The following is a 19,752-nucleotide window of genomic DNA, read 5'->3' as shown; positions in this document are numbered from 1 at the left end:
CTAGCCCTCCGCCATCAGCTTCATCTCCTCGCCGAGTATCGCGGCCAGGGCCGGTCGGGCCAGCATTCGTTGCTGGTAGGCGTCGAGATTCGCCAGCGCCGGCAGCTTGCCCGCGACGGCCGGCGCCCCGCGCCACAGCAGAAACACCAGCAGGTAGAGGTCGCAGACGCTGAAGGCGTCGAGCAGATGCTCGCGGCTCGCCAGGTGGGCGTCGACCTCCTGCAAGGCCGCGCCGATCCGCGCCACATGAACGGCGCGCACGGCCGCCGCGTCGCAGCCATCGAAGGCCTCGGGCCGCAAGGCGCCGGTATAGGCGCCGTGCACCGTGCTCGACAGGAATGAGAGCCAGGCCTGGGCCTGGGCCCGCGCAAAGGTACCCGGCGGCGGCAGCAAACCGGCCTCCGGCGCCAGGTCGGCGATGAACGGCAGGATCGCCGTCGATTCGGTGATCACCCCTTGGTCAGTCTCCAGCGCCGGGACCTTGCCGCGCGGATTGACCCGCAGATAGGCCTCGGTGCGGTTCTCGCCGCGCGCGGTGCGCACGACGGCGACCTCATGGGCCAGTCCGGCCTCGGCCAGGGCGAAGCGGCTGGCGAGGGAACAGGCCATGGGCGCGTGGTGCAGGCGTAGCATGAAGGACTCCTAGACTGGGCGCAGGGCGCGACGATACGCGGCCGCAAGGTCGGCCGGCTCGCCGGCGCCGAAGACGTAGCGATCGGGCCTCACCAGGACCGCCGAGGCCCCGTGACGGTCCAGCCAGGCGTCGATGTCCCGGGCGAACGGCGCCAGGCGCGGATCCTGAAGCGTGATGACCAAATCGGTTTCGGCGCGGGGCGCGCGAGTGATCAGCCACGGCCCGTCGCCGAGGGCGTCGTCCAATCGCCGTTCGGCGCTTATCGGTTGCGGAAACAACGTCCCGGCTCCGGCTGCGCCCGTGAGGATCGCGACGCTGGCCAAGGGCGCTGGGGCGGCCGGGGGCATGGGCGCGACGCCCGCCGCGCGCTGGGCCAGCATCCCGGCGTCGCGCTGGGCCGCCAGCGCGGGGTCCTGGGTGCAGACCACGCGGCCCATGCCGATGGCGAGTTCGATATAGGTCCGCACGTGCGGTTCGCGTTCGGCCTGATAGGTGTCGAGCAGCCCCTCGTCGGCCTCACCGTGCAGGACCGCCCGAAGCTTCCAGGCGAGATTGGCCGCATCGCGCAATCCCGAGCACATGCCCTGACCGGCGAACGGCGGCATCTGGTGCGCGGCGTCGCCGGCGAGCAACACCCGCCCGGCGCGCCAGTCCTTGGCGACCAGGCCGTGGAAGCGATAGACGGCCTTGCGCTCGATCCGCACCGGCCCGCAGTCCCACGCCTCGATCAACGGGGTGATAAAGTCGTCGTCCAGCACCTGCTCTGCGGTCTCTCCCGGCAGCAGCATGAACTCCCAGCGATGCCGGCCCGGCCCCATCAGCACGCAGGTCGTCGGACGCGCCGGGTCGCAGATCTGCAGGTTGATATCGGGCAGACGCGCGCCGGGCTCGACGGCGGCGTCGATCACCAGCCACGGTTCGTCGAAGCGGTAGTCGTCGAGCGTCCCGGCGACAGCCTCGCGGACCGCACTGGAAGCGCCGTCGCAACCGACCAGATAGCGGGCGCGGATCTGCGCCTCGCCGTCGGGGCCGGCGACCGACGCGGTCACGCCGTCGTCGTCCTGCTCAAGCCGCAGGAAGCGATGGCCCAGGCGCACCTGCGCCAGGGGGGCGGCCTCCAGCCGTGCGCGCAGGGCGTTCTCGACGGCCGGCTGATGGAACATGTAGCCTGCGGCCCAGCCGCACGGCGCCAACTGCGGCAGCTCCATCCGCATCAGCACTTGGCCATCTGCGGCCCGGAACTCATAGGCCGGCGCCGGTCGGGCGTGCTGTGCGACCTCGTCCGCAATGCCGACCTGCTGAAACAGCCGCATGATCTCATGATCGAAGTGCGCGGCGCGGGGCAGGGGATATACGTCGGTGTCTTTGTCCAGGGCGACGGCGCTGACGCCGCCGCGGGCCAGCAACAGGGCGAGCATCGCCCCGACCGGCCCCAGCCCGACGACCAGAACGTCGCAGTCGAAACCTGCATCAGCCACGGTCCGGCTCCGGCGCGCAGGGGTTCTCGATGGCGCCCAGGCGTTCGATCTCGATGCGCACCACGTCGCCGGCCTTGAGGAACTGCATCGGCTTCATCGCTGCGCCGATCCCGCCGGGCGTGCCGGTGAAGATCAGGTCGCCGGGCTCCAGGGTCATGGCCTGCGACAGATGCTCGATCTGATCCCAGACGTTGAACACCAGGTGGCGGGTGTTGGAATCCTGGCGCGTCTCGCCGTTGACCTGGCAGCGGATCGCCAGCGCGTGCGGATCGGCGATCTCGTCGGCCGTGGTGATCCAGGGGCCGAAGGGGGCGTGGGTGTCGAAGGATTTGCCGATCACCCATTGCGGGGTGCGGTGCTGCCAGGCCCGCTCGGTGGCGTCGTTGCCGACGCAGTAGCCGAACACCGCGCCGGGGGCGTCGGCCTTGGCGATGTGCCGGCCGCCGGCGCCGACGACCGCCACCATCTCGGCCTCGTAGTCGAGCGCCTGCGAGACCTTGGGCACGTCGATGGGATCGAAGGGGCCGCTGGCCGCGGTGGCTGCCTTGGAGAACCACACCTGGTGCTCGGGCGTGCCCAGATTGCTCTCGGCGATGTGGTCGGCGTAGTTCAGGCCGATGGCCATGATCTTGCCCGGCCGTCGGATCGGGGCCAACAGCCGCACCCGGTCGAGGGGCAAGGCGCCGGTCGCCGCCGCCTCGATGGCGCGGACCTCGCGCTCCACCTGCGGCCAAGCGGCGATCAGGCCGATCATGTCGGCCGGCAGGCCCGGCGCCGCGCGATTGAGCGGCACGATGGTCTCGCCGGCGACGAGGCCGAGTTCCGGCGCGCCGCCGGCCTGGAAGGTCGCGAGTTTCATGGAAGGTTCTCCGAAAATCTGCCGCTCAGCCCATGGTCGGCGGCGCAGCGGGGCCCCACTGAACCCCCATCAGGTCGGTCAGGCTGGCGACGTTCGAGCCGTCGGCCGCGGTGAAGAGGTCGCCGTCGGTCCAATGCTCCAGCGTGTGGCCCCAGGGGTCGCGCCAGTAATCGAAGATCTGGCTGCCCAGGATGTGGCGGCCGACACCCCATTCGGCGTGGCGGCCGGCGTCCTTGAGCTGCTGGTGCCCGGCCATCAGGTCGTCGAAGTCGGCGACCTCAAAGGCGGCGTGGTTGAAGCCAGGCCCCGACGGAGACTGGATCAGGAACAGCGTGTGATGGTCGGTCGGCGTCGCGCCGCGGTCGCAGCGCAGGAAGGCTCCGACCGAGAACTCCGGCGTCAGCGCAATCTCGTCCGACGTGATGAAGCCGAAACGCTCCTTGTACCAACGCTCGACGGCGCGGAAGTCGGAGACGTTCAGGACGCAATGGCCCAGGCGCACGACATGCGCCGGACCGCCCGCCACGCGCTTGGTCTGGCGCAGGCGCGCGCGATCGGCCGCCGTGTTCCAGGCCTCGCGCGGGGGGAGGGGCAGCGGCGCCGCCCGAGCCTGCCCCGCCACCACCTCGACAGGGCGGCCGTCCGGATCGGCCAGCCGCACCACGTGGCCGCCGCCGGGCGTGTCCAACGGCTCAACCTGCACGCCTTCGGCCGCCGCCAGCGTCTTGAGGTCGGCAAGCGAGGACGCCCGCAGCCCAAGGCCGGCGAAGCCAGGCTCTCCCAACTCGGTCACATGCAGGAAAGGACTGTCGCCGCCGCCCCGAGCGAACAGGCGCCCGCCGTCCTCCGCGACGGCCATGCCGAAGTCCTCGAGAAAGGCCCGCATCTGCGCCAGGTCCGGCGCCCGGAAGCGGACGAAGGCGATGTCGTCAATCTTGATCGTGCTCATGTCGCGCCATTCGCTGACTATTTAGTCATCTAATGCCACTTCGAATATCCTGACAAGCCAGTTTATCGCCGCGCCCGGCAGTCGGGCCGATGACGGACCGGTCACTTACTACCGCCCCGGGCGTGCGTGTGGACGCGGAGCCGCGCCTGTTTTTGAGCGAGCCGCTCATGGCCATCCCCGAAGCAGAAGGCGCATCCCGGCGCCAAGGCGCGGCATCGAGCGCCTCGTCGAGGCTGCGCGCGGACTTTTTGCCGATGAGGGCGTCGAGGGGTTCAACTCGAACGTCGTCGCCAATCGGGCGGGCCTGACGCCGCCCAAACTTTGGTCAAAGCACCGGAGCCGACTTCTGCTCCGGGCGTAGTTCGCGATGATAGGTCGACGTCAGCTTCGCCGCGGAACGCGCCTCAGGGCGAGATTGATTCAGATCAAGGCTCCGATCACGCCAAGGAACATTGATCTCACAAGACGTCAGGCGAGGGGGCCCATTTTCCGACAGATGGCGTTTCAGAGCGCCTCTGTTGCTTGGAGGGTCTGATGAAAACCACCTCGTCTGGCGACTCCGCCATATTCACGGAACCGACCAAATGGGCCTCAATGCGAGGTCACGCTCCGGGCCTGGAGGACATTGTCGGACGACTACGGCTTCAGGTGGCCGGGGTCGACGCAGGGGTGCTGAAGGTCGAAAGCGGCGCCGTCGAGATTCTCCCTGAGGGCGACGCGTCCGCCCTGATGGCCGTCGACAGCCAGGCGACGCTGCTGAGTGTTCTTGGCGGCGACACTCACCCCTTCGTCGCCTTCCTGCAGGGTCGGTTGCGCTTGGAAGGCGATCGCGCGCTCGCGCTCCGTATCGGGTTCGGCCTGCAGGCCGGTTCGCCCTGGAGCGGCCTCACTCCTGGGAGTTAACGCCATGGCCTTGGACACGATTAGCATCCTCGACGGCAACGAGTTCGTCGTGAGCAATCATCAGGGCGACCTAGACGCGACGCCCGCGGCGCATCACGGGTTGTTCCTGGACGACACGCGGTTCCTGTCGCGTTGGGTGCTGACCATCAATGGCCAGCGGCCGATCCTGCTTTCGATCGACGACACCTCCTACTATCGGGTCCAGCACTTCCTCGCTCTGGCGACGGGCGAAGTCTATATCGACTCCCACCTGACCGTCGTTAGGCAGCGTGCCGTCGGCGGGGGATTCCACGAAATCCTGAACCTCGCAAACCATGGCCAAGAGCCTGTCGATCTCGAGATTCGAATCGAGGCGGCGGCTGATTTCGCCGATCTGTTCGAGGTCAAGGACAAGCTGAGCAAGAAGGGGCAGCTGTACTCCAGCGTGGAGAATGGAGAGGCGCTAACGCTCGGGTATTGCCGCGATCAGTATCGGCGTGAGACGCGGATTACGAGCAGCGTCCCTGCAGAGCTGAACGAAACCGGCCTGACCTATCGGATTCGTCTGGATCCGCTCCGCCAGGACACCAACTCGATCTGGACGACGCACATCGATGTGATCGCCGTCAAGGATCCTGACAGCACTCCGGCCAAGGCGACTTCTCGACTTGGGAACGAGGGCGTTCGGCCCGAGCTCGCGGAGAACCTGAAGCGCTGGGTCGACGGCGCGCCGAAGGTCGTCGCGTCATGGCAGCCGCTTGAGCATATCTACCGTCGCAGCTTGGTCGACCTCGCCGCGCTTCGATTTCGCAAGCCGATCCTCCTCGGCGCGATGCCCGCGGCGGGCCTGCCCTAGTTCATGACCGTTTTCGGCAGGGACAGTCTGTTGACCAGCTTCCAGGCCATTCCGTTTATGCCGGACCTCGCAGCGACCACGCTGCGCACACTGGGCCTTCTGCAATCGCGTGCGCATGATGAGTTCCGCGACGCCGAGCCCGGCAAGATTCCGCACGAAGTCCGCTTCGGCGAGATGACAGCCTTCGAAGATACGCCCCATTCGCCCTACTACGGGACTGCCGATGCGACGCCGCTGTTCCTGATCGTCATGGAGGAATACGAGCGCTGGACCGGGGACCGGGCCCTTGTGCTCTCGTTGGAAAGCGAGGCGCGCGCCGCCATAGCTTGGATCGACAACCACGGAGACCGCGACGGGGACGGCTACATCGAATACGAGCGCCGCAATCCGAACGGCCTCGAGAACCAATGCTGGAAGGACTCCGGGGATTCTATCGCGTTCGCGGACGGAACTCTGGCGGACACTCCTCGGGCGACCTGCGAACTGCAGGGTTACGCCTATGACGCCAAGCGGCGCACCGCGCGCCTTGCGCGGGAGGTCTGGAAAGACTCCGTATGGGCCGCGGAACTTGATCGGCAAGCGGACGAGCTAAAGCGCCGGTTCAATGATGAGTTCTGGGTCCCCGACCGGAAATTCTTCGCTCTCGCGCTCGACGGCCGCAAGCGCAAGGTCGACTCTCTGACATCAAACATCGGCCATCTTCTGTGGAGCGGGATGGCCGATGAAGATAAGGCCAGGCACTGTGTCGAGCACCTCTTGGGCGAAGCCCTTTTCTCCGGTTGGGGCGTGCGCACGATGGCCCAGACCGAAGGGGCCTATAACCCGATCGGCTACCATGTCGGCACCGTGTGGCCCCACGACAACGCCTTCATCGCGTGGGGGCTGCGACGCTATGGGTATGCGGCAGAGTCCGCACGCCTCTCGTACGCGATGCTGGAAGCGGCCGAGCTATTCCACCACCGACTCCCGGAAGCGTTCGCGGGATACAACCGCGCCATTACCAAGTTCCCGGTCGAGTATCCGACCGCGTGCAGCCCGCAGGCCTGGGCCGCCGGGGCTCCGTTGTTACTGATCCGCGCTCTCCTTGGCCTGGAATCCATAGGTGGAAATCTGATCGTCGATCCGGCGCTTCCCGAGCCCCTCGGACGACTTGAGACCCTGGATATTCCGGGCCCCTGGGGACGACGGGACGCTTTCGGCCGCGCACGGGGCGAGATCCCATCAAATCGCAGTCGCGGCCAAGGCTGACTACTGGATGCCCAGCGCCGAACGGGAGACGGTTGTCTGCCTCGAATGCCTCGCTGAAGACAACGAGGCGGGGAGGGCGCCATATGTGCGCACGGCTTGGACACACCCGCTGGCTGTGATTTGCCCGACGCATGGAAGAGTTCTGGCGCCAAGCCGATACCCCTTCAGCTTCCACATGGAACGGAAGGGGCACATCAAGAACGAGCCTTTGAGACGCCAAGTTGGCTTTCATGGACGAACTACGCATTCGCCTTGACGGCCTGCTCAACAGCATAACGTCGGCCGGTCGCATGCCCACCGACTTGGCGGTCCTCGGACGCCTTCGAACTGTTATCGGCGATATCGTCGACGCGCTCAGAACCGCGCCGAGGCGAAATGTCGAGTCGCTTGTGCGTCAGTTCAATCGGGGCCTTCGACAGTGGGGGCCGCAGCCGACGCCGTACATGATCGCCGATGGTCTGGCGGACCTCGAACCGTTTGATCGTGTAAAGCATGTCCTGCTGGCGCTGTCAGTCATCAGCGAGCCGGTCGCGAGCGGCATGGTCGCGGAGCTGGTCCAAAAGGAATTAGATGCTCCGTCAGGAGCGATCCTTGATCCGCTGGTGGTTTTGGCCGTGGGCCTACAGAGGCGCGACATTGGGGAACTGGATCTGCGCGCGGCCGCGGTGGCCACCAAATCTGCGACGCAGATGGGAATTAGAACAATGTAACGGATCAGAATTGATGTCCCGTGGAGTTGGGGGTGTTGTCCCCGAATAAGCCCCGCGGGTTGCGAGCCCGATGAGATTCTGTCTCGGCCGATCAGAGATTTTGCCTTCTTGCGGCCAGAGATTTTGTCCTGCCCCGCAGCGTCCGACGGCGACGTGCCCGATCACTCGACCTTCTCAAAGAACCGCCATGGCCGCTTTCGAGAGCGTGATCTGCTGCGGCATCTGTTCGAGGCGGTCGTCGAGCGCTGTATGTCTGAAGGTCTGGTCGGCGGCGAAGGCTTCGCCGCCGATGCGCGTCCCGTCCCGGACTGAGGAAGCGGGCCGCCAAGCTGCCGTCCTTCAGATATAGTCGAATTTCACTCCAGATCCCGGCCCGCGCTAGCCGATCGGCCAACTGACGCGCCGCTCTTTCAGCCTCGCGACCGCTACGGAAGACCATATCGTTGGAGATGTTGTCGATCGTAAGCTTCCAGCCGTCAGGCAAGGCTGTGACTGCGATCACACGCACGAGTCATTCCGCTCTATCTTGCGGTTTCAGGCTCGCGGAACGTCGGCGCCGTCCAAATCACCCAGTTGGTCGAGCCGAGCGATCGCGGCTCGTATCTCATCCAGACGTACAGGCTCCGGCGTCCCCAGAAGCCAGCGCAATCTCGGCTCGTCCTGCACAGCCGAGGCGTCAGACGCCCACGAGCAGAGAATTTCGCGCTTCTGCTGCGTGGTGAGATGGGGATCCTTGAGGACATCCAGCGGATCGCCGAAGCCGATCGCGGGACGCACACCGCGCTCGAGTATGGCTTTGAGGCCGTGGAGGCTCCGAGCCCCTGGCCCCAGATGAGACCGTCGGACGTCGCAAGACGCATCGTCAGACTCCCTAAGTTCCTACCTTTCTGTTTCTCGCCCGATCCTGATTGGAAGGCGCGCCGATGATCTGGAGGAGCCAAACCCAAATTCTAGAGGGGGCCGGTCGCGGTCGGAACCTCCCTTCAATCCATTCGCTGATGGCCAAAGACGTTGTTACGAGGCGGCCGGAAACGTCCGTGCGACGCGGCCCGTGTGGACAGGAATGGATATCCGTCGGAGGTTTAGATGATGGCTCCGCTTACCGACCACGACGACTTGGCGCTCGCGCGCCTTACGGTCTTGAACCGAGAACTCGAGGATCTTGAGCGAGCGCTAGACGTGGCGAAAGAGGGCGCGCCATTGCCCTGGCCGGCCGTGGAAATCTTCGTGAAGCTGGCCGCAGCCGCTGAGGTTTGTGAGCGCCTAATCGCCCAGCATGCTGCAGGCGCCGCCCGACTTGGCGACGAGACTCTCGGCGGGGTGGCGGAGACGCTGCGCATGGTGCGCGAAGTCACCACCACGCTGGTCGAAATTAGCTTGGCCGCAATTGGCGGCGGTAGGGCGTAGACAAGACCCAGAGCGAGCGGTCGCTCGCTACTTGAGCTGGCTGTCCTTGCTACCGCGCCGATTGATCAAGGAGTGCGCGACGTGGCGATCTCGTGCAGATTGACAGGCTATGCAGGTGGTCACGCCGGGTAGGGCCTCACGTCGCCGCTGAGGGATTTCCTCTCCGCACTCCACGCACTCCAGTGTGCCTTCGCCGTGGGGGAGGCGCGCGCGAGCGCCTTGGACTCCATCGCTGATGGTGTCGTGGATCTGGTCCAGAACTGCGCCTTCGTGCGCCCAACCCGTCGCCATGTCGTTTGAGTTCCTCCGAGTGCAGGTGTCAGATATGACGTGCTCGGTCCAATCCAAGCGCTGCCGCTAGACCCGGATAGCCAGCCTCCAGCCAAGAGCCCGCGGACCGTTGACATTGGGGAGCGCATGGCGGCGCTTCAGTCAGCCGCGACGGCGCTCCGGCGGCGGCTGTGGGCGCTCCACTTTTCGGATCAGCGCCCACCTTGGATCAATGGCAGACAGACTTGCTCGATCTGCCGGACGGCGTTGTCGAGCCGCGCGGGGATTAGATCGTTGTCACGCTGACCCCAGCCGATCGCACCTTTCCAAATCTCGCGTCGGGCCTCGCGATCCTCGGCCAGGTTGTCCCTCAGGAGTTCGCCCGCGGCGGCGACGATCTCAGTGTGGACCGAACGGACTTCCTCGAAGGCCGAAGACGCGGCCTCCCCAAAATACGCGATGAACCGGTAGCGATTGGCGTGGAGCTGCGAAAACAGTTCGCTTTCTTCGGTGATGCGCTCGATCGTGGCGGAAAGCGCCTCATTCCAGTCGTCGCTGCGTGCGGTCCTTTCGGGACCGGCCCCTTGGCCAACGGCCGGCGTACGCGCCCAGATGAGCACGTCCCTGGCCTGGTAGAATTGGGCCAGGACTTCCTCGGCTAATTCCGTCTTCCGCCGGCCGACAAGCTCGGAACGCCAGGCGCCCAAGCCGCGCAGCGCCGCCCAGCCGCCGACGAGCGCCGCCAATGCTGTAAGAAGCCCGCCGGCCGCGTTTATCCATTCAGGGTTCATGGCCGGGATCATACGCCCTGCCGGTCGTGGAGCCGTCAGGACACGTCCGTAGGGCACGCTCTGTCCGCACGTAGGTTTCTCGCAGGAATGCAGCGATCGCTGATCATCCTCTTGGCGCAGATCGACGCTCGATGAATCAAAGCGCCGGGCGAGGCGAAGGGGAGGGCGGACGCCAATCGCCCGCGGCTCCGCGGGCGTCGAAGATCGCCGAGGAGAGTGACTCGAAGCTGTAGTCGCCGTTGTGGCGCAGGCCATTGACGAAGAAGCATGGCGTCCCGTTCACGCCGCTGCGAACGCCTCCGATGAAGTCGGCGCGTATCTTCGCGACAAAGGTTCCAGCATCCAACGCCTCGCGCAGCTCGGGCTCGGGTAGGTGCAAGGCCTCGGCTATGGCGAAGATTGTTGGCACGCTTAGCTGAGGCTGGTTGGCGAACAGAGTCTCATGCATGCGCCAGAAGGCGTTATGAGCGCCCGCAAACTCCGCGGCCTGCGCGGCGACCTCTGCGTAAGGGTGGACCGTGGAAAGGGGGAAGTGGCGGAAGACGAGTTGCAGTTCCGTGTCGAAGGTCTGAAACAGGCTCTCGACCACCTCCTGGGCGGCCGCGCAGTGCGGGCACTGGTAGTCGCCATATTCAACGAGGACGACGACGGCGTCGGCGTCGCCACGTCGGTGATCAAGCGGCGTCGGAGGCGTTTGGAGCATTGGAGGCGTCCTGAGTTGAGAGGCGGTCCAGGGCGTCGAGAATTCCGTCCGCGCCTGGGTTCACCGCGATGGGGGACAGGTGGCTCCAGGCGATCACGCCGTCCGCTCCAATCACGAACAAGGCGCGCTCGGCGACACCCTCAGAGTCACGATAGGCGCCATAGGCCCGCGCCACCTCGCCCTTGGGCTCAAAGTCCGAGAGCAGCGGGAAGCTCAAATTGCGGTCCTTGGCGAAGGCGCGATGGCACCAAGGACCATCGACCGAGAGGCCCAGCAAGTCTGCGCCGCGACTATGAAACTCAGATAGTACTTGATTGTAGAGCGTGACCTGATCGCCGCAGACTGGGCTCCAATCAGCAGGATAGAAGGCCAGTATGATGCGCCGCCCGCGCATTTCGCTGAGCGACAATGACTGATCGGGTGTCACCCGGAGGCGGAAGTCCGGAGCCACGTCGCCGGCTGGCAAGATTTGATTCATGTGGCCTCCTGTGCTGTCCAACGCAGGCTAACGGCGCCCCAGGAGCTGCGAACTGACGCACGTCAGTCAGGCGCCATGTTCGCGCCAGCGCCTGCACGCCGCGACGCGTCGAACTCGACACCTGCGGACCAGTCCGTGGACAGGAAGGGCGGTGTAGCTATGGCCGCAGACCGCCCGATCTTTTGGCCCATGCCGGGATTTTCCGACTGCAGCGAGGGACCTTCCCGACGGCTGCGGAGTTCTTTCTGCGGGAATTCTGGCGTTGAAGTCGACCGTCCGACGGAGGTGACCGTACCTGCCACCCGACCGCACCCGCTCATCGATCTTCTCGGGCGCGTCGCGCTCTTTTCGCCGTGCCTCGTCGGCATTTTCGATCGGGACTTCCAAGCCATCTTCCTGAACGCCTACGGCCGCAGGATGATGGGATTGTCTGAAAACCAAGACCTCTCCGCCTTTTCGCTGGCCAGCTTCTTCGCGCCCGGCGTCCGTGGCGAGATGCTGCCCACGCTGTTGCGCGAAGGCGAGTGCGAGGGCGTGTACCGGCTCGGGCGCTTCGGCGGCGGGAGAGGCGCGAGCGTGAAGTGCAAGGCCTTCCTGTTGCGGGACGGCGCCGGCGAGCTGGCCGGCGCGTGTTGCTTCACCACTGAGCTGAACCAGCGCTCTGACTTCGAGGCTCGGCTCATGGAGAGCGCTCGTCTGAAGGCCGCCGTCGAGCTCGTGGAGTTGGCTTCCTACATCTGGGAGCCACAAACGGGCGTCTGGCGGTGGGATGAACGGCTCAAGGCGCTGTGGGGCCTCCCGGCCAGGACCGAGCCCGACGAGGTGCCGTGGATGCAGGGGATCCATCCCGACGATCGAGCGCGCGTGCAAGCGGCGGCCGACCAGGCGATGAGCCCAGACGGCGATGGAACCTACGCCATCGAGTATCGGGTCATGGGGCTGCAGGGCGCATCGGAGCGCTGGATTTCCACCTTTGGCCAGACTCTGTTCGAAGACCGCAAGCCGGTGTCCGTCACCGGAGCGGTATTGGACATAACCAGTCAGAAGCAGGCCGAGGCGCGCCTACGCGAGACAGAGGAACGCTTCCGCCGGTTCGCGGAAAACTCCAGCGACGTGATCTGGATCCTCGAGCCCAGGCAGCAACGGCTTGAGTATCTGAGCCCCGCGTTCCTGCCGACCTGGGGCCTGCGGTCCGACGAAGCCCTCCGCGACATCGCGGTCTGGCGCGACAGCATTCATCCAGAGGACCGAGCCGTCTGGGCCCAGACGCTGGAATATGTGAGCGCCCAGATGGAAGCCGTCACCCATGAATACCGCATCGTGCGGCCTGATGGATCGGTGCGCTGGATCCGCGACACGACGTTTCCCATCCGCGACGCCGAGGGGCGAATGACGCAGTTGGGCGGGATCGCTCATGACATCAGCCGCCGTGAGGCGGTCAGCGTCTATGTCGTCGAACCCGACCCTCACGAGCGCGAGATAAAGGGGGCGCTGCTGCGAGGCGCTGGTCAACGCGTAACCACCTTCCCCTCAGAGGCCGCCTTCCTCGATGTGGCCGCGGCGCTCACCTGCGGCTGCGTGCTGGTGCGGACTATCGACAGCAGTCCGGAGCCCTTCAGCCTGGCCCGAGCGCTAAAGGCGCGACGCATCAGCCTCCCGGTGATCTTCGAGTCGGCGCTGGGCGGCGACGTGGCGCTGGCCATCGCGGCGATGAAAACCGGAGCCGCCGACGTGCTGCAGGCGCCCGCAGATCCCGGCGCTATGCTCGCTGCAGTGGCCTGCGCCATGGCGAATGTACGCGAGCAGGAGCGCGATGAGCGCGAGGCCATGATCGCCCGCACCCAAATCGCGCTTATGTCCCCACGCGAACGCGAAGTGCTCGACGGACTGCTGGGAGGGGGCACCAACAAGACGATTGCGCGCGAGCTAGGGATCAGCCCGCGCACGGTCGAGATCCACCGCGCCCGGGTGATGGAGCGCTTGGGCGCCCACACGGGGCCCGAAGCGGTGATGGCCGCCGCCTCGGCTGGTCTGAAGCCCTTGCGCCGGAAGTCAGGCGGCGGCTGAGGCCCGTTACAAGCCTCCGGAGCCTGCGAGCTCCGGATTGAGCATGGCCCGCAAAGCCGTCACGACGCGCGCCGCCTCCTGCTGATCCAGGCCCCAAAGGAGCAGGGCCTGATCCGCCAGCCCCAGGCCCGCCGCTAGGTTCTCGGGGAAGACGACGTCGGCGCCTTGCGCCTTCAGTTCGGCCGCCGCGGTCTCGTCGGAAGCGTTGACCAGCCACCGCGCGCGCGGGGCCCCATCCTTGGCCCAATGCAGGATTCGCGCGGCGTCCGGCTCGGTGTCGAAGGTGAGCACCAGCAGTCGACTAGACTCGAGCCCGGCGGCGGCCAACGCGCCGGAGCGGGCCGCATCGGCGAACACCACTAGGACGCCGCGCTCGCGGGCCTCCCGGAAGCGTCGGAAATCCTTTTCCAGCGCCACATAGGGGACGCTGGCCGCGTGAAGCGCAGCAGCCACCAGCCGGCCTATCCTCCCGCAGCCGCACAGAATGACGTGGCCTTCGAGCCCCTGGACCGCGTCCTGAACCGCCGTCGTCGCTGGAACGGGGGCGAGCCAGCGGATCCGGCGCGCCAGCGCGGCCCAGCTCGGCATCAGCACCGGCGTCAATCCCATGCTCGCCGCCAGCGCCGGCACAAGCGGACCGGCCACGCTGGGCGGTATCAGACCTGCCGCTTGCGTCTGGGTTAGCAGCAGCAGACCGAACTCTCCGCCGTTGGCGAGCGCGAGCGAGATGCGCAATGCCTCCTCACCGGGCCAACGGAGCACACGGCCGACCAGCAGCAGCACGGCAGGCTTGACGAGGAGGAACACCGCGAGCCACGCGACGACAGCAAGCGGCTGGGCCGCCGCGGCGTCCAGGTCAAGGGTCATGCCGACGGTGACGAAGAACAGTCCCACCAGAACGTCGCGGAAGGGTCGGATCTCCCCCTCAGCGTGATGGCGGATTTCGCTCTCGCCGACCAGGACACCGGCCATGAAGGCGCCCAAAGGCGCCGCGAGGCCGGCGAGGCCCGCGACCCAGGCCGCGCCAAGGGCGGTGAGTAGGACGGTGAGCAGTATGAGTTCCGCCGATCGGCTTTGCGCGACCCAGACCAGCGCGCCGCGGAACAGGGGCCGTCCGATCACTGCGGCGACGACAAGCACAATTCCGCCGAGCGCGACGTGCCGCATGACCGCGAGCGGCTCGACGTCGGAGCCGCCGGCGTAGGCGCCGACCACGACCAGGAACGGCAGGCTGGCGAGGTCCTGGAAGAGCAGCAGGCCGACAGTGCGCCGGCCGAACGAGGAGCCCAGGTCGCCTTGGTCCGCCAGTTGCTTCAGGACGACGGCGGTGGAGGACATCGCCACTGCACCGCCGGTGAGAACCGCGGCGGTGGGGCCCGCACCCAGCAGGACTGCGAGGCCCGCGGCGAGGGCGGTTGTGAGGCCGACCTGCAGGGCGCCCGCCCCGAAGACATCCCTGCGTGCGGAGAGCATGACCGGCAGCGAGAACTCCAGGCCGCCGGTGAACATCAGGAATATCAGACCAAGCTCCGCCAGAAAGCGCGTCGATCCGTCAGGCGCGACGAGACCAAGGCCTTGCGGTCCGATGACCAAGCCCGCCGCGAGATAGCCCAGGATCGCCGGCAGGCGGAGCGGCCGCAGCAGCGCTACCGCAGCGACGGAGGCCGCTATGAAGACCAGGGTCTTGACCAGCAGCGGCTCGCCCAAGACAGTCACCGCTTGCGGGGCAGGGGCGTGGGCGTCGACCGGCGATTTGCTGCAGATCGCAATGCCGCCCGTAGCCCGCCCGCGCCGGCGCCGATGTCGCTGGATCGCAGGCGTCGGATGTGACGTTCCACATGAGCTCGGATGTCGCGGCCTGGCTGCATTGGCCTTCTCCTGAAGTCCGAACCGCGAACGTGGCCAAGGCGGCGGGCACGATTCCGCAGTCCGGCATTCGCCCTATCGGGCCTTGTGCTCTGGCGGCCGAGGATGCCGGGGGCGGCGGTCCGCCCGCACTGATCTGTGTCAGCGCGCGCCCGGCGGCCACCGAGCAGCCTTTGATGTTGCAGGACGCCGGCCGCGCCTTGCGCCGCTCGGCCCATCACCTTGCGCCGATGAGGTCTCCTAGGCCGCGCGAAGCGGCGCGCCCGGCCTCCACCATGACTGCGGCCCCGATCGCGGCGCTTGGCTTCTGAAGGCGCAGACCTCGGTCAGCAGGTCCCCAGCGCGGCTTCGCGGAATAGTCCTAAGGGATCGTACGAGTTGGCGGCCGCTGCGCCCGAGCCCCACGTTCACGGCGGGAAGAGGGAGAGCCCTATGTTCGAGGCCGCAGCCGCCTCCAGCCCCCGGACCTCGGCGCGCACAGCCCCGCTTGGGTTGTGGTTGGAGCCGCCGCCGGGCCCTCGCCGGGTGCTGGCGGGCTCGGAGAGATTCCTAGCGGCCAGCTCGACGATCTACGCTCAAAGCGCGCGCGCCGAGTTCATCTACCAGATCATCTCCGGCGTCGTGCGTACGGTCACTCTGCATAGAGACGGCCGCCGGATGGTGCACGGGTTCCACCTTCCCGGCGAGATCTTCGGCCTGGAGCACGAGAAGCTGCATCACTGCTCGGCCGAAGCCGTACGCGACACGCGGCTCGTTCAATACCCTGTCAGCCGCCTGAACCTCCTGTCCGACACCGATAGGGCTGCGGTCCAGGAACTCTGGACGAGCCTGCTGCTCAGCCGCGACCGCACCGCCGCGCGCTTCATGTACGTCATGCATGGATCGGCTTTCGAGAGGCTGGCCTACTTCCTGATCGACCTGGCGGAGCGCACCCAGTCGCACGTGCGGATCGAGCTTCCGATGTCTCGCTACGACATCGCCGACTACCTGGGTCTATCGAGTGAGACCGTCAGTCGCACATTCACCGCGTTCCGGGAGCGCGGATTCATTTCCACCAAGGGACGCGAGGTGCGGCTGCTGAGCGATGCGCTCCTGCGCCTGAGCGAAGGCCTTTGCGAGGAACCACGCCCGCACGGGCCACGACAATGACAAGACCCTTGGCGCCGGCCTCCGGGCGCGACGCCAGCAATGGAGGAAGATGCCATGGCCGAGCTTTGCGACATGTGCGGAGTGCGCCCGGCGACCGTGCGCGCGCGAGTGACCCGGAACGGGGAAAGCGAGGTCCTCAGCCTGTGCGACGTGGACTATCGGCGGCTGGCGGCGCGTCAGCGCTCGGCCTCTCCCATGGAATCGCTGTTCGGCGGCGGCGGCAGCCTGTTCAATGACTTTTTCGGCGGCAGCGGTTTCTTCGGCGGGCCGGGCGCGGAAGGCGAGGATCGCTCATTCGGCCAGACGCCTGCGCGCGCCGCGGCCCGGCAGATCGGCGAGCCCGAGGACCGTCTTAGCGACCACGCCAAGGATCTCCTGCAGGCCGCCGCCGAGCGGGCCGTGCAGTTCGGCCGCCGCGAAGTGGATACCGAGCACCTTCTCTATGCGCTCACCAACAGCGACGTGGTCCGCACGGTTCTGGAACAGTTCAAGGTCTCGATTGATGCGTTGCGCCAGCAACTCGACCAGGATTCGCCCCGGGGCGACGCTGGGGACAAGGGAGGCGAGATTGGGGTGACGCCGCGGGTGAAGAGCGCGCTTGGACGCGCCTTCGCCGCCTCGCACGAGCTGGGACATTCCTATGTAGGGCCGGAACACCTGCTGATCGGCCTGGCGGAGGAAGGCGAAGGCATCGCCAACGACGTCCTGCGCCGATATGGGCTGACGCCCCAGGCGCTGCGCCAGCAGATCGTCAAGGTCGTGGGCCAAGGCGCCGAGGCGGGCAGCGTCGATACGCCGACCAACACTCCAAATCTCGACAAGTACGGCCGCGACCTCACCCAACTCGCCCGAGACGGCAAGCTCGACCCGGTGATTGGCCGCGCCAATGAGATCGAGACCGCGATCGAGGTGCTGGCGCGGCGCAAGAAGAACAACCCGGTGCTCATCGGCGAGCCCGGCGTCGGCAAGACCGCCATCGTCGAGGGCCTAGCTCAGCGCATCATCGCGGGCGAGGCGCCAGAGGCGCTACGCAACAAGCGGTTGGTCGAGCTCTCGATCAACGCCATGGTCGCCGGCTCGAAATATCGCGGCGAGTTCGAGGAACGGGCTCAGGAGATCCTCAATGAGGTCGCCGAGCACAAGGATGAACTGATCCTGTTCATCGACGAACTCCACACGATCGTCGGTGCCGGGCAGGGCGGTGGCGAAGGAGGGCTGGACATCGCCAATGTGTTCAAGCCCGCCCTGGCCAGGGGGGAGCTGAACCTGATCGGGGCGACCACCCTCAATGAGTACCAGAAGCATATCGAGAAGGACGCCGCCCTGGAGCGCAGGTTCCAGCCGGTGTTCGTGTCCGAGCCGACGATCGCTCAGACCATTATGATCCTGCGCGGCCTGCGCGACATGTTCGAGGCGCACCACAAGGCGACCATCACCGACGAAGCGATCATCGCCGCGGCCGAACTCTCAGAGCGCTACATCACCAACCGCTTCCTACCGGACAAGGCCATCGACCTGGTCGACCAGGCCGCGGCGCGGGTGAAGATCTCGGCCACCGCCAGACCCCCAGAAGTGCAGGAGCTGGAAGCCGAAGTCCGCCAGATCAAGCGCGAGCTCGACAGCGCCCGGGCGCGCAAGCAGGAGGAGCGGGTCGCGGACCTGAAGCTCCGCTGCGAGGAGAAGGACAAGGCGCTTGATGAGGCCTCGGAACGCTGGCGGCGTACGGTAGGCACCGGAGCTGCGGAGGTGCGGGTCGAGCACATCGCCCAGATCGTCTCCAAGCTTACCGGCGTGCCGGTGTCCGAGCTCACCGTCGAGGAATGCCAGCGGCTAACCCAGCTCGAGCTGCAGTTGCACAAGCGGGTCGTCGGCCAGGAAGAGGCGGTGAAGGCGGTTTCGGACGCGGTGCGGCTGGCTCGCGCCGGCCTGCGCGAAGGCCGCGGACCGATCGCCAACTTCCTGTTCCTGGGCCCCACGGGGGTCGGCAAGACCGAGCTCGCCAAGGCCGTGGCCGAGAATGTGTTCGGCTCCGAGGACGCGATGATCCGGCTCGACATGAGCGAGTACATGGAGCGTCACACCGTGGCCCGGCTGATCGGCGCGCCTCCGGGCTACGTCGGCTACGAGGAGGGCGGCCAGCTCACCGAGCGGGTCCGCCGCCGGCCCTTCAGCGTGGTGTTGCTGGACGAGATCGAAAAGGCCCATCCGGACGTGCACAACGTCCTGCTGCAGGTCTTTGACGATGGCCGCCTCACGGACGGCAAGGGCCGGGTTGTGGACTTCACCAACACCATCATCATCGCTACCAGCAACATTGGCGCGGACATCATCCAGCGGCGGCTACGCCAGAGCGGGGACGAAGCAGCCGATCCCGCGCGGATGCGCGAGGAGCTGATGGAGCCGTTGCGCGCCCACTTCCGACCGGAGTTCATCAACCGGCTGGACGAGGTCATCGTCTTCCATTCGCTGACCCGCGAGCAGATCCGCCAGATTGTGGAGATGCACCTGGAACGCGTCCGTCGTACCGCCCACGCGCAGGGTGTGGAGCTTGAGACCGACAAGAGCTTGGTCGACCACCTGTCCGGCGCAGGCTACAGGCCCGAGTTCGGAGCCCGTGAGCTGCGGCGGCTGATCCGCTCGACCCTGGAAACCGGCCTGGCCCGAAGCATGCTCGCTGGTGAAATCACAGATGGCGACCGCGTCCGGGCTTGTTGGGATGAGGCGTCGGACCGGCTGATGTTGGAGACCCAGCGCGACGCCTCCGCCGACAAGCCGCCGCGCAAGGCCGCCGGTTCCGGCGGAGGAAGGCGCGGGGACGGGCCAGACGGTAAGGATCAGCGACCGCCAGCACGGTCCGCCGACGAGCAACCACGGCCGGCAGCCTGAATCCATGTGAAGGTCGCCTGCGGGAAAGGCCAAAGCGCCATTCAAGCGCAGTATTCGTCCGGCTCTCGCTTGGCGGGCCCATCATCGTCAGCGGCCTACGCACAGGTCGAAGCGGGGCCGCGCCGGCCAGGCTGGCTATGACGCCGTTGCCGAGAGCACTTCCCGCCAGGCCCGGTCGGCGACCGCGACGAGGTCAGCTTCGCGGCAAGGCTTCGGAATGTTGGCGTAGGCGCCAAGTTCCTCGATCACCGCCAGCGTGCGGGGATCGTTCCACGCTGAGGAAAACACGATACGGGTCGGCCGATCCGCCAGGATCCGACGCGCGACTTCCAGTCCGTCGCTTGGTCCAAACAGTCCAATATCCATGAAGATGAGGTCGGGACGGTGCGCTTTGGCCAATTGAAGCGCCTCCTCCGCAGATTGAGCGATTCCGCAGACGATGTGACCGTGTTCGACGAGCGCGGCCTCGAGCCCCCAGCTGACGAACATCTCGTCCTCGACGATGAGCACCTTGAGAGC

21 protein-coding genes and 1 pseudogene are annotated in these 19,752 nt (G+C 66.6%); 11 read left to right on the top strand and 11 right to left on the bottom strand.

The genetic code is table 11. From position 1 onward, the window contains the following. Genes OUA97_RS02925 through OUA97_RS02910 form a run of 4 tightly spaced genes read right to left on the bottom strand, consistent with a single transcriptional unit; the run spans window position 1 to window position 3,920 of the window. Window positions 1-633, bottom strand: a complete 633-nt coding sequence (locus tag OUA97_RS02925) for a glutathione S-transferase family protein (protein ID WP_267230293.1) — start codon at window positions 631-633, stop codon at window positions 1-3. Between the two features lie 9 nt (window positions 634-642). Further along, window positions 643-2,112, bottom strand: coding sequence for a bifunctional 3-(3-hydroxy-phenyl)propionate/3-hydroxycinnamic acid hydroxylase (locus tag OUA97_RS02920; RefSeq protein ID WP_267230292.1), 1,470 nt, complete (start codon window positions 2,110-2,112; stop codon window positions 643-645). Next, window positions 2,105-2,971, bottom strand: a complete 867-nt coding sequence (locus OUA97_RS02915) for a fumarylacetoacetate hydrolase family protein (RefSeq protein ID WP_267230291.1) — start codon at window positions 2,969-2,971, stop codon at window positions 2,105-2,107. Before OUA97_RS02915 ends, OUA97_RS02920 begins: the two co-directional genes overlap by 8 nt. 25 nt (window positions 2,972-2,996) lie before the next feature. Next, a complete protein-coding gene (locus OUA97_RS02910) occupies window positions 2,997-3,920 on the bottom strand; it encodes a VOC family protein (protein WP_267230290.1) in 924 nt (307 codons plus the stop codon). Between the two features lie 534 nt (window positions 3,921-4,454). Between OUA97_RS02910 and OUA97_RS02905 the strand changes: the two genes are divergently transcribed. The 6 genes and pseudogenes from OUA97_RS02905 to OUA97_RS02885 form a co-directional block, all read left to right on the top strand. Beyond that, on the top strand, window positions 4,455-4,823 hold the full coding sequence (locus OUA97_RS02905; RefSeq protein ID WP_267230289.1) for an SCP2 sterol-binding domain-containing protein: 369 nt from the start codon (window positions 4,455-4,457) through the stop codon (window positions 4,821-4,823). Window positions 4,824-4,827: 4 nt separating this feature from the next. Continuing rightward, window positions 4,828-5,658, top strand: a complete 831-nt coding sequence (locus OUA97_RS02900) for a glycogen debranching N-terminal domain-containing protein (protein ID WP_267230288.1) — start codon at window positions 4,828-4,830, stop codon at window positions 5,656-5,658. Between the two features lie 30 nt (window positions 5,659-5,688). After that, on the top strand, window positions 5,689-6,906 hold the full coding sequence (locus OUA97_RS02895; RefSeq protein ID WP_267230287.1) for an amylo-alpha-1,6-glucosidase: 1,218 nt from the start codon (window positions 5,689-5,691) through the stop codon (window positions 6,904-6,906). Window positions 6,907-6,913: 7 nt separating this feature from the next. After that, window positions 6,914-7,162, top strand: a complete 249-nt coding sequence (locus OUA97_RS23390; RefSeq protein ID WP_416362408.1) for a TniQ family protein — start codon at window positions 6,914-6,916, stop codon at window positions 7,160-7,162. Further along, window positions 7,128-7,616: a hypothetical protein gene (locus OUA97_RS02890; protein ID WP_267230285.1), complete on the top strand. Its 489-nt coding sequence runs from the start codon at window positions 7,128-7,130 to the stop codon at window positions 7,614-7,616. Before OUA97_RS23390 ends, OUA97_RS02890 begins: the two co-directional genes overlap by 35 nt. A 147-nt stretch (window positions 7,617-7,763) precedes the next feature. Continuing rightward, window positions 7,764-7,910: pseudogene (locus tag OUA97_RS02885) on the top strand (IS5/IS1182 family transposase); the annotation flags it as partial. 240 nt (window positions 7,911-8,150) lie between these two features. Here the strand turns inward: OUA97_RS02885 and OUA97_RS02880 are convergent. Then, complete coding sequence (locus OUA97_RS02880; RefSeq protein WP_267230284.1) at window positions 8,151-8,393, bottom strand: hypothetical protein; 243 nt, start codon at window positions 8,391-8,393, stop codon at window positions 8,151-8,153. 309 nt (window positions 8,394-8,702) lie between these two features. Here OUA97_RS02880 and OUA97_RS02875 point away from each other — a divergent pair, with 309 nt between their 5' ends. Then, complete coding sequence (locus tag OUA97_RS02875; RefSeq protein WP_267230283.1) at window positions 8,703-9,023, top strand: hypothetical protein; 321 nt, start codon at window positions 8,703-8,705, stop codon at window positions 9,021-9,023. 27 nt (window positions 9,024-9,050) lie between these two features. Here the strand turns inward: OUA97_RS02875 and OUA97_RS02870 are convergent, their stop codons facing one another. The 4 genes from OUA97_RS02870 to OUA97_RS02855 all read right to left on the bottom strand — a co-directional run bounded on the left by OUA97_RS02870 (window position 9,051) and on the right by OUA97_RS02855 (window position 11,265). Continuing rightward, entirely contained in the window at window positions 9,051-9,314 is a 264-nt protein-coding gene (locus OUA97_RS02870; protein ID WP_267230282.1) for a DksA/TraR family C4-type zinc finger protein, read from the bottom strand. A 191-nt stretch (window positions 9,315-9,505) separates the two neighbouring features. Further along, window positions 9,506-10,096: a hypothetical protein gene (locus tag OUA97_RS02865; protein WP_267230281.1), complete on the bottom strand. Its 591-nt coding sequence runs from the start codon at window positions 10,094-10,096 to the stop codon at window positions 9,506-9,508. A gap of 124 nt (window positions 10,097-10,220) precedes the next feature. After that, window positions 10,221-10,787, bottom strand: a complete 567-nt coding sequence (locus OUA97_RS02860; protein WP_267230280.1) for a DsbA family protein — start codon at window positions 10,785-10,787, stop codon at window positions 10,221-10,223. Then, complete coding sequence (locus OUA97_RS02855) at window positions 10,759-11,265, bottom strand: redoxin domain-containing protein (RefSeq protein ID WP_267230279.1); 507 nt, start codon at window positions 11,263-11,265, stop codon at window positions 10,759-10,761. The genes OUA97_RS02860 and OUA97_RS02855 overlap by 29 nt, the downstream gene beginning before the upstream one ends. 285 nt (window positions 11,266-11,550) lie before the next feature. On the opposite strand from OUA97_RS02855, the gene OUA97_RS02850 reads away from it, so the two are divergent. Continuing rightward, window positions 11,551-13,332, top strand: coding sequence for a PAS domain-containing protein (locus tag OUA97_RS02850; protein WP_267230278.1), 1,782 nt, complete (start codon window positions 11,551-11,553; stop codon window positions 13,330-13,332). Between the two features lie 6 nt (window positions 13,333-13,338). On the opposite strand, the gene OUA97_RS02845 is transcribed toward OUA97_RS02850, so the two are convergent. Next, window positions 13,339-15,039, bottom strand: a complete 1,701-nt coding sequence (locus OUA97_RS02845; RefSeq protein ID WP_267230276.1) for a cation:proton antiporter — start codon at window positions 15,037-15,039, stop codon at window positions 13,339-13,341. Between the two features lie 131 nt (window positions 15,040-15,170). Here OUA97_RS02845 and OUA97_RS02840 point away from each other — a divergent pair, with 131 nt between their 5' ends. The 3 genes from OUA97_RS02840 to OUA97_RS02830 all read left to right on the top strand — a co-directional run bounded on the left by OUA97_RS02840 (window position 15,171) and on the right by OUA97_RS02830 (window position 19,233). Continuing rightward, window positions 15,171-15,509 (top strand): hypothetical protein, encoded by a 339-nt coding sequence (locus OUA97_RS02840; RefSeq protein WP_267230275.1) that lies wholly within the window; start codon window positions 15,171-15,173, stop codon window positions 15,507-15,509. A gap of 121 nt (window positions 15,510-15,630) precedes the next feature. Further along, window positions 15,631-16,347: a helix-turn-helix domain-containing protein gene (locus OUA97_RS02835; RefSeq protein ID WP_267230273.1), complete on the top strand. Its 717-nt coding sequence runs from the start codon at window positions 15,631-15,633 to the stop codon at window positions 16,345-16,347. Window positions 16,348-16,401: 54 nt separating this feature from the next. Next, window positions 16,402-19,233, top strand: coding sequence for an ATP-dependent Clp protease ATP-binding subunit (locus OUA97_RS02830; protein WP_267230272.1), 2,832 nt, complete (start codon window positions 16,402-16,404; stop codon window positions 19,231-19,233). A 135-nt stretch (window positions 19,234-19,368) separates the two neighbouring features. Here OUA97_RS02830 and OUA97_RS02825 read toward each other — a convergent pair whose 3' ends face one another. After that, entirely contained in the window at window positions 19,369-19,743 is a 375-nt protein-coding gene (locus tag OUA97_RS02825) for a response regulator (protein WP_267230271.1), read from the bottom strand. Window positions 19,744-19,752 lie beyond the last annotated feature (9 nt).

This window comes from Phenylobacterium sp. 58.2.17 (genome assembly GCF_026411515.1).
Taxonomy (GTDB): domain Bacteria; phylum Pseudomonadota; class Alphaproteobacteria; order Caulobacterales; family Caulobacteraceae; genus Phenylobacterium.
The sequence above is the reverse complement of the archived record's forward strand: the minus strand, read 5'-3'. Positions and strand labels throughout refer to the sequence as shown.

Excerpts from the sequence above, each read along its gene's own strand:
- OUA97_RS02925 (WP_267230293.1), bottom strand. The coding sequence starts at position 633 with ATGCTACGCCTGCACCACGCGCCCATGGCCTGTTCCCTCGCCAGCCGC.
- OUA97_RS02915 (WP_267230291.1), bottom strand. The coding sequence starts at position 2,971 with ATGAAACTCGCGACCTTCCAGGCCGGCGGCGCGCCGGAACTCGGCCTC.
- OUA97_RS02910 (WP_267230290.1), bottom strand. The coding sequence starts at position 3,920 with ATGAGCACGATCAAGATTGACGACATCGCCTTCGTCCGCTTCCGGGCG.
- OUA97_RS02905 (WP_267230289.1), top strand. The coding sequence starts at position 4,455 with ATGAAAACCACCTCGTCTGGCGACTCCGCCATATTCACGGAACCGACC.
- OUA97_RS02900 (WP_267230288.1), top strand. The coding sequence starts at position 4,828 with ATGGCCTTGGACACGATTAGCATCCTCGACGGCAACGAGTTCGTCGTG.
- OUA97_RS23390 (WP_416362408.1), top strand. The coding sequence starts at position 6,914 with ATGCCCAGCGCCGAACGGGAGACGGTTGTCTGCCTCGAATGCCTCGCT.
- OUA97_RS02875 (WP_267230283.1), top strand. The coding sequence starts at position 8,703 with ATGATGGCTCCGCTTACCGACCACGACGACTTGGCGCTCGCGCGCCTT.
- OUA97_RS02870 (WP_267230282.1), bottom strand. The coding sequence starts at position 9,314 with ATGGCGACGGGTTGGGCGCACGAAGGCGCAGTTCTGGACCAGATCCAC.
- OUA97_RS02865 (WP_267230281.1), bottom strand. The coding sequence starts at position 10,096 with ATGATCCCGGCCATGAACCCTGAATGGATAAACGCGGCCGGCGGGCTT.
- OUA97_RS02860 (WP_267230280.1), bottom strand. The coding sequence starts at position 10,787 with ATGCTCCAAACGCCTCCGACGCCGCTTGATCACCGACGTGGCGACGCC.
- OUA97_RS02855 (WP_267230279.1), bottom strand. The coding sequence starts at position 11,265 with ATGAATCAAATCTTGCCAGCCGGCGACGTGGCTCCGGACTTCCGCCTC.
- OUA97_RS02840 (WP_267230275.1), top strand. The coding sequence starts at position 15,171 with ATGAGCTCGGATGTCGCGGCCTGGCTGCATTGGCCTTCTCCTGAAGTC.
- OUA97_RS02835 (WP_267230273.1), top strand. The coding sequence starts at position 15,631 with ATGTTCGAGGCCGCAGCCGCCTCCAGCCCCCGGACCTCGGCGCGCACA.
- OUA97_RS02830 (WP_267230272.1), top strand. The coding sequence starts at position 16,402 with ATGGCCGAGCTTTGCGACATGTGCGGAGTGCGCCCGGCGACCGTGCGC.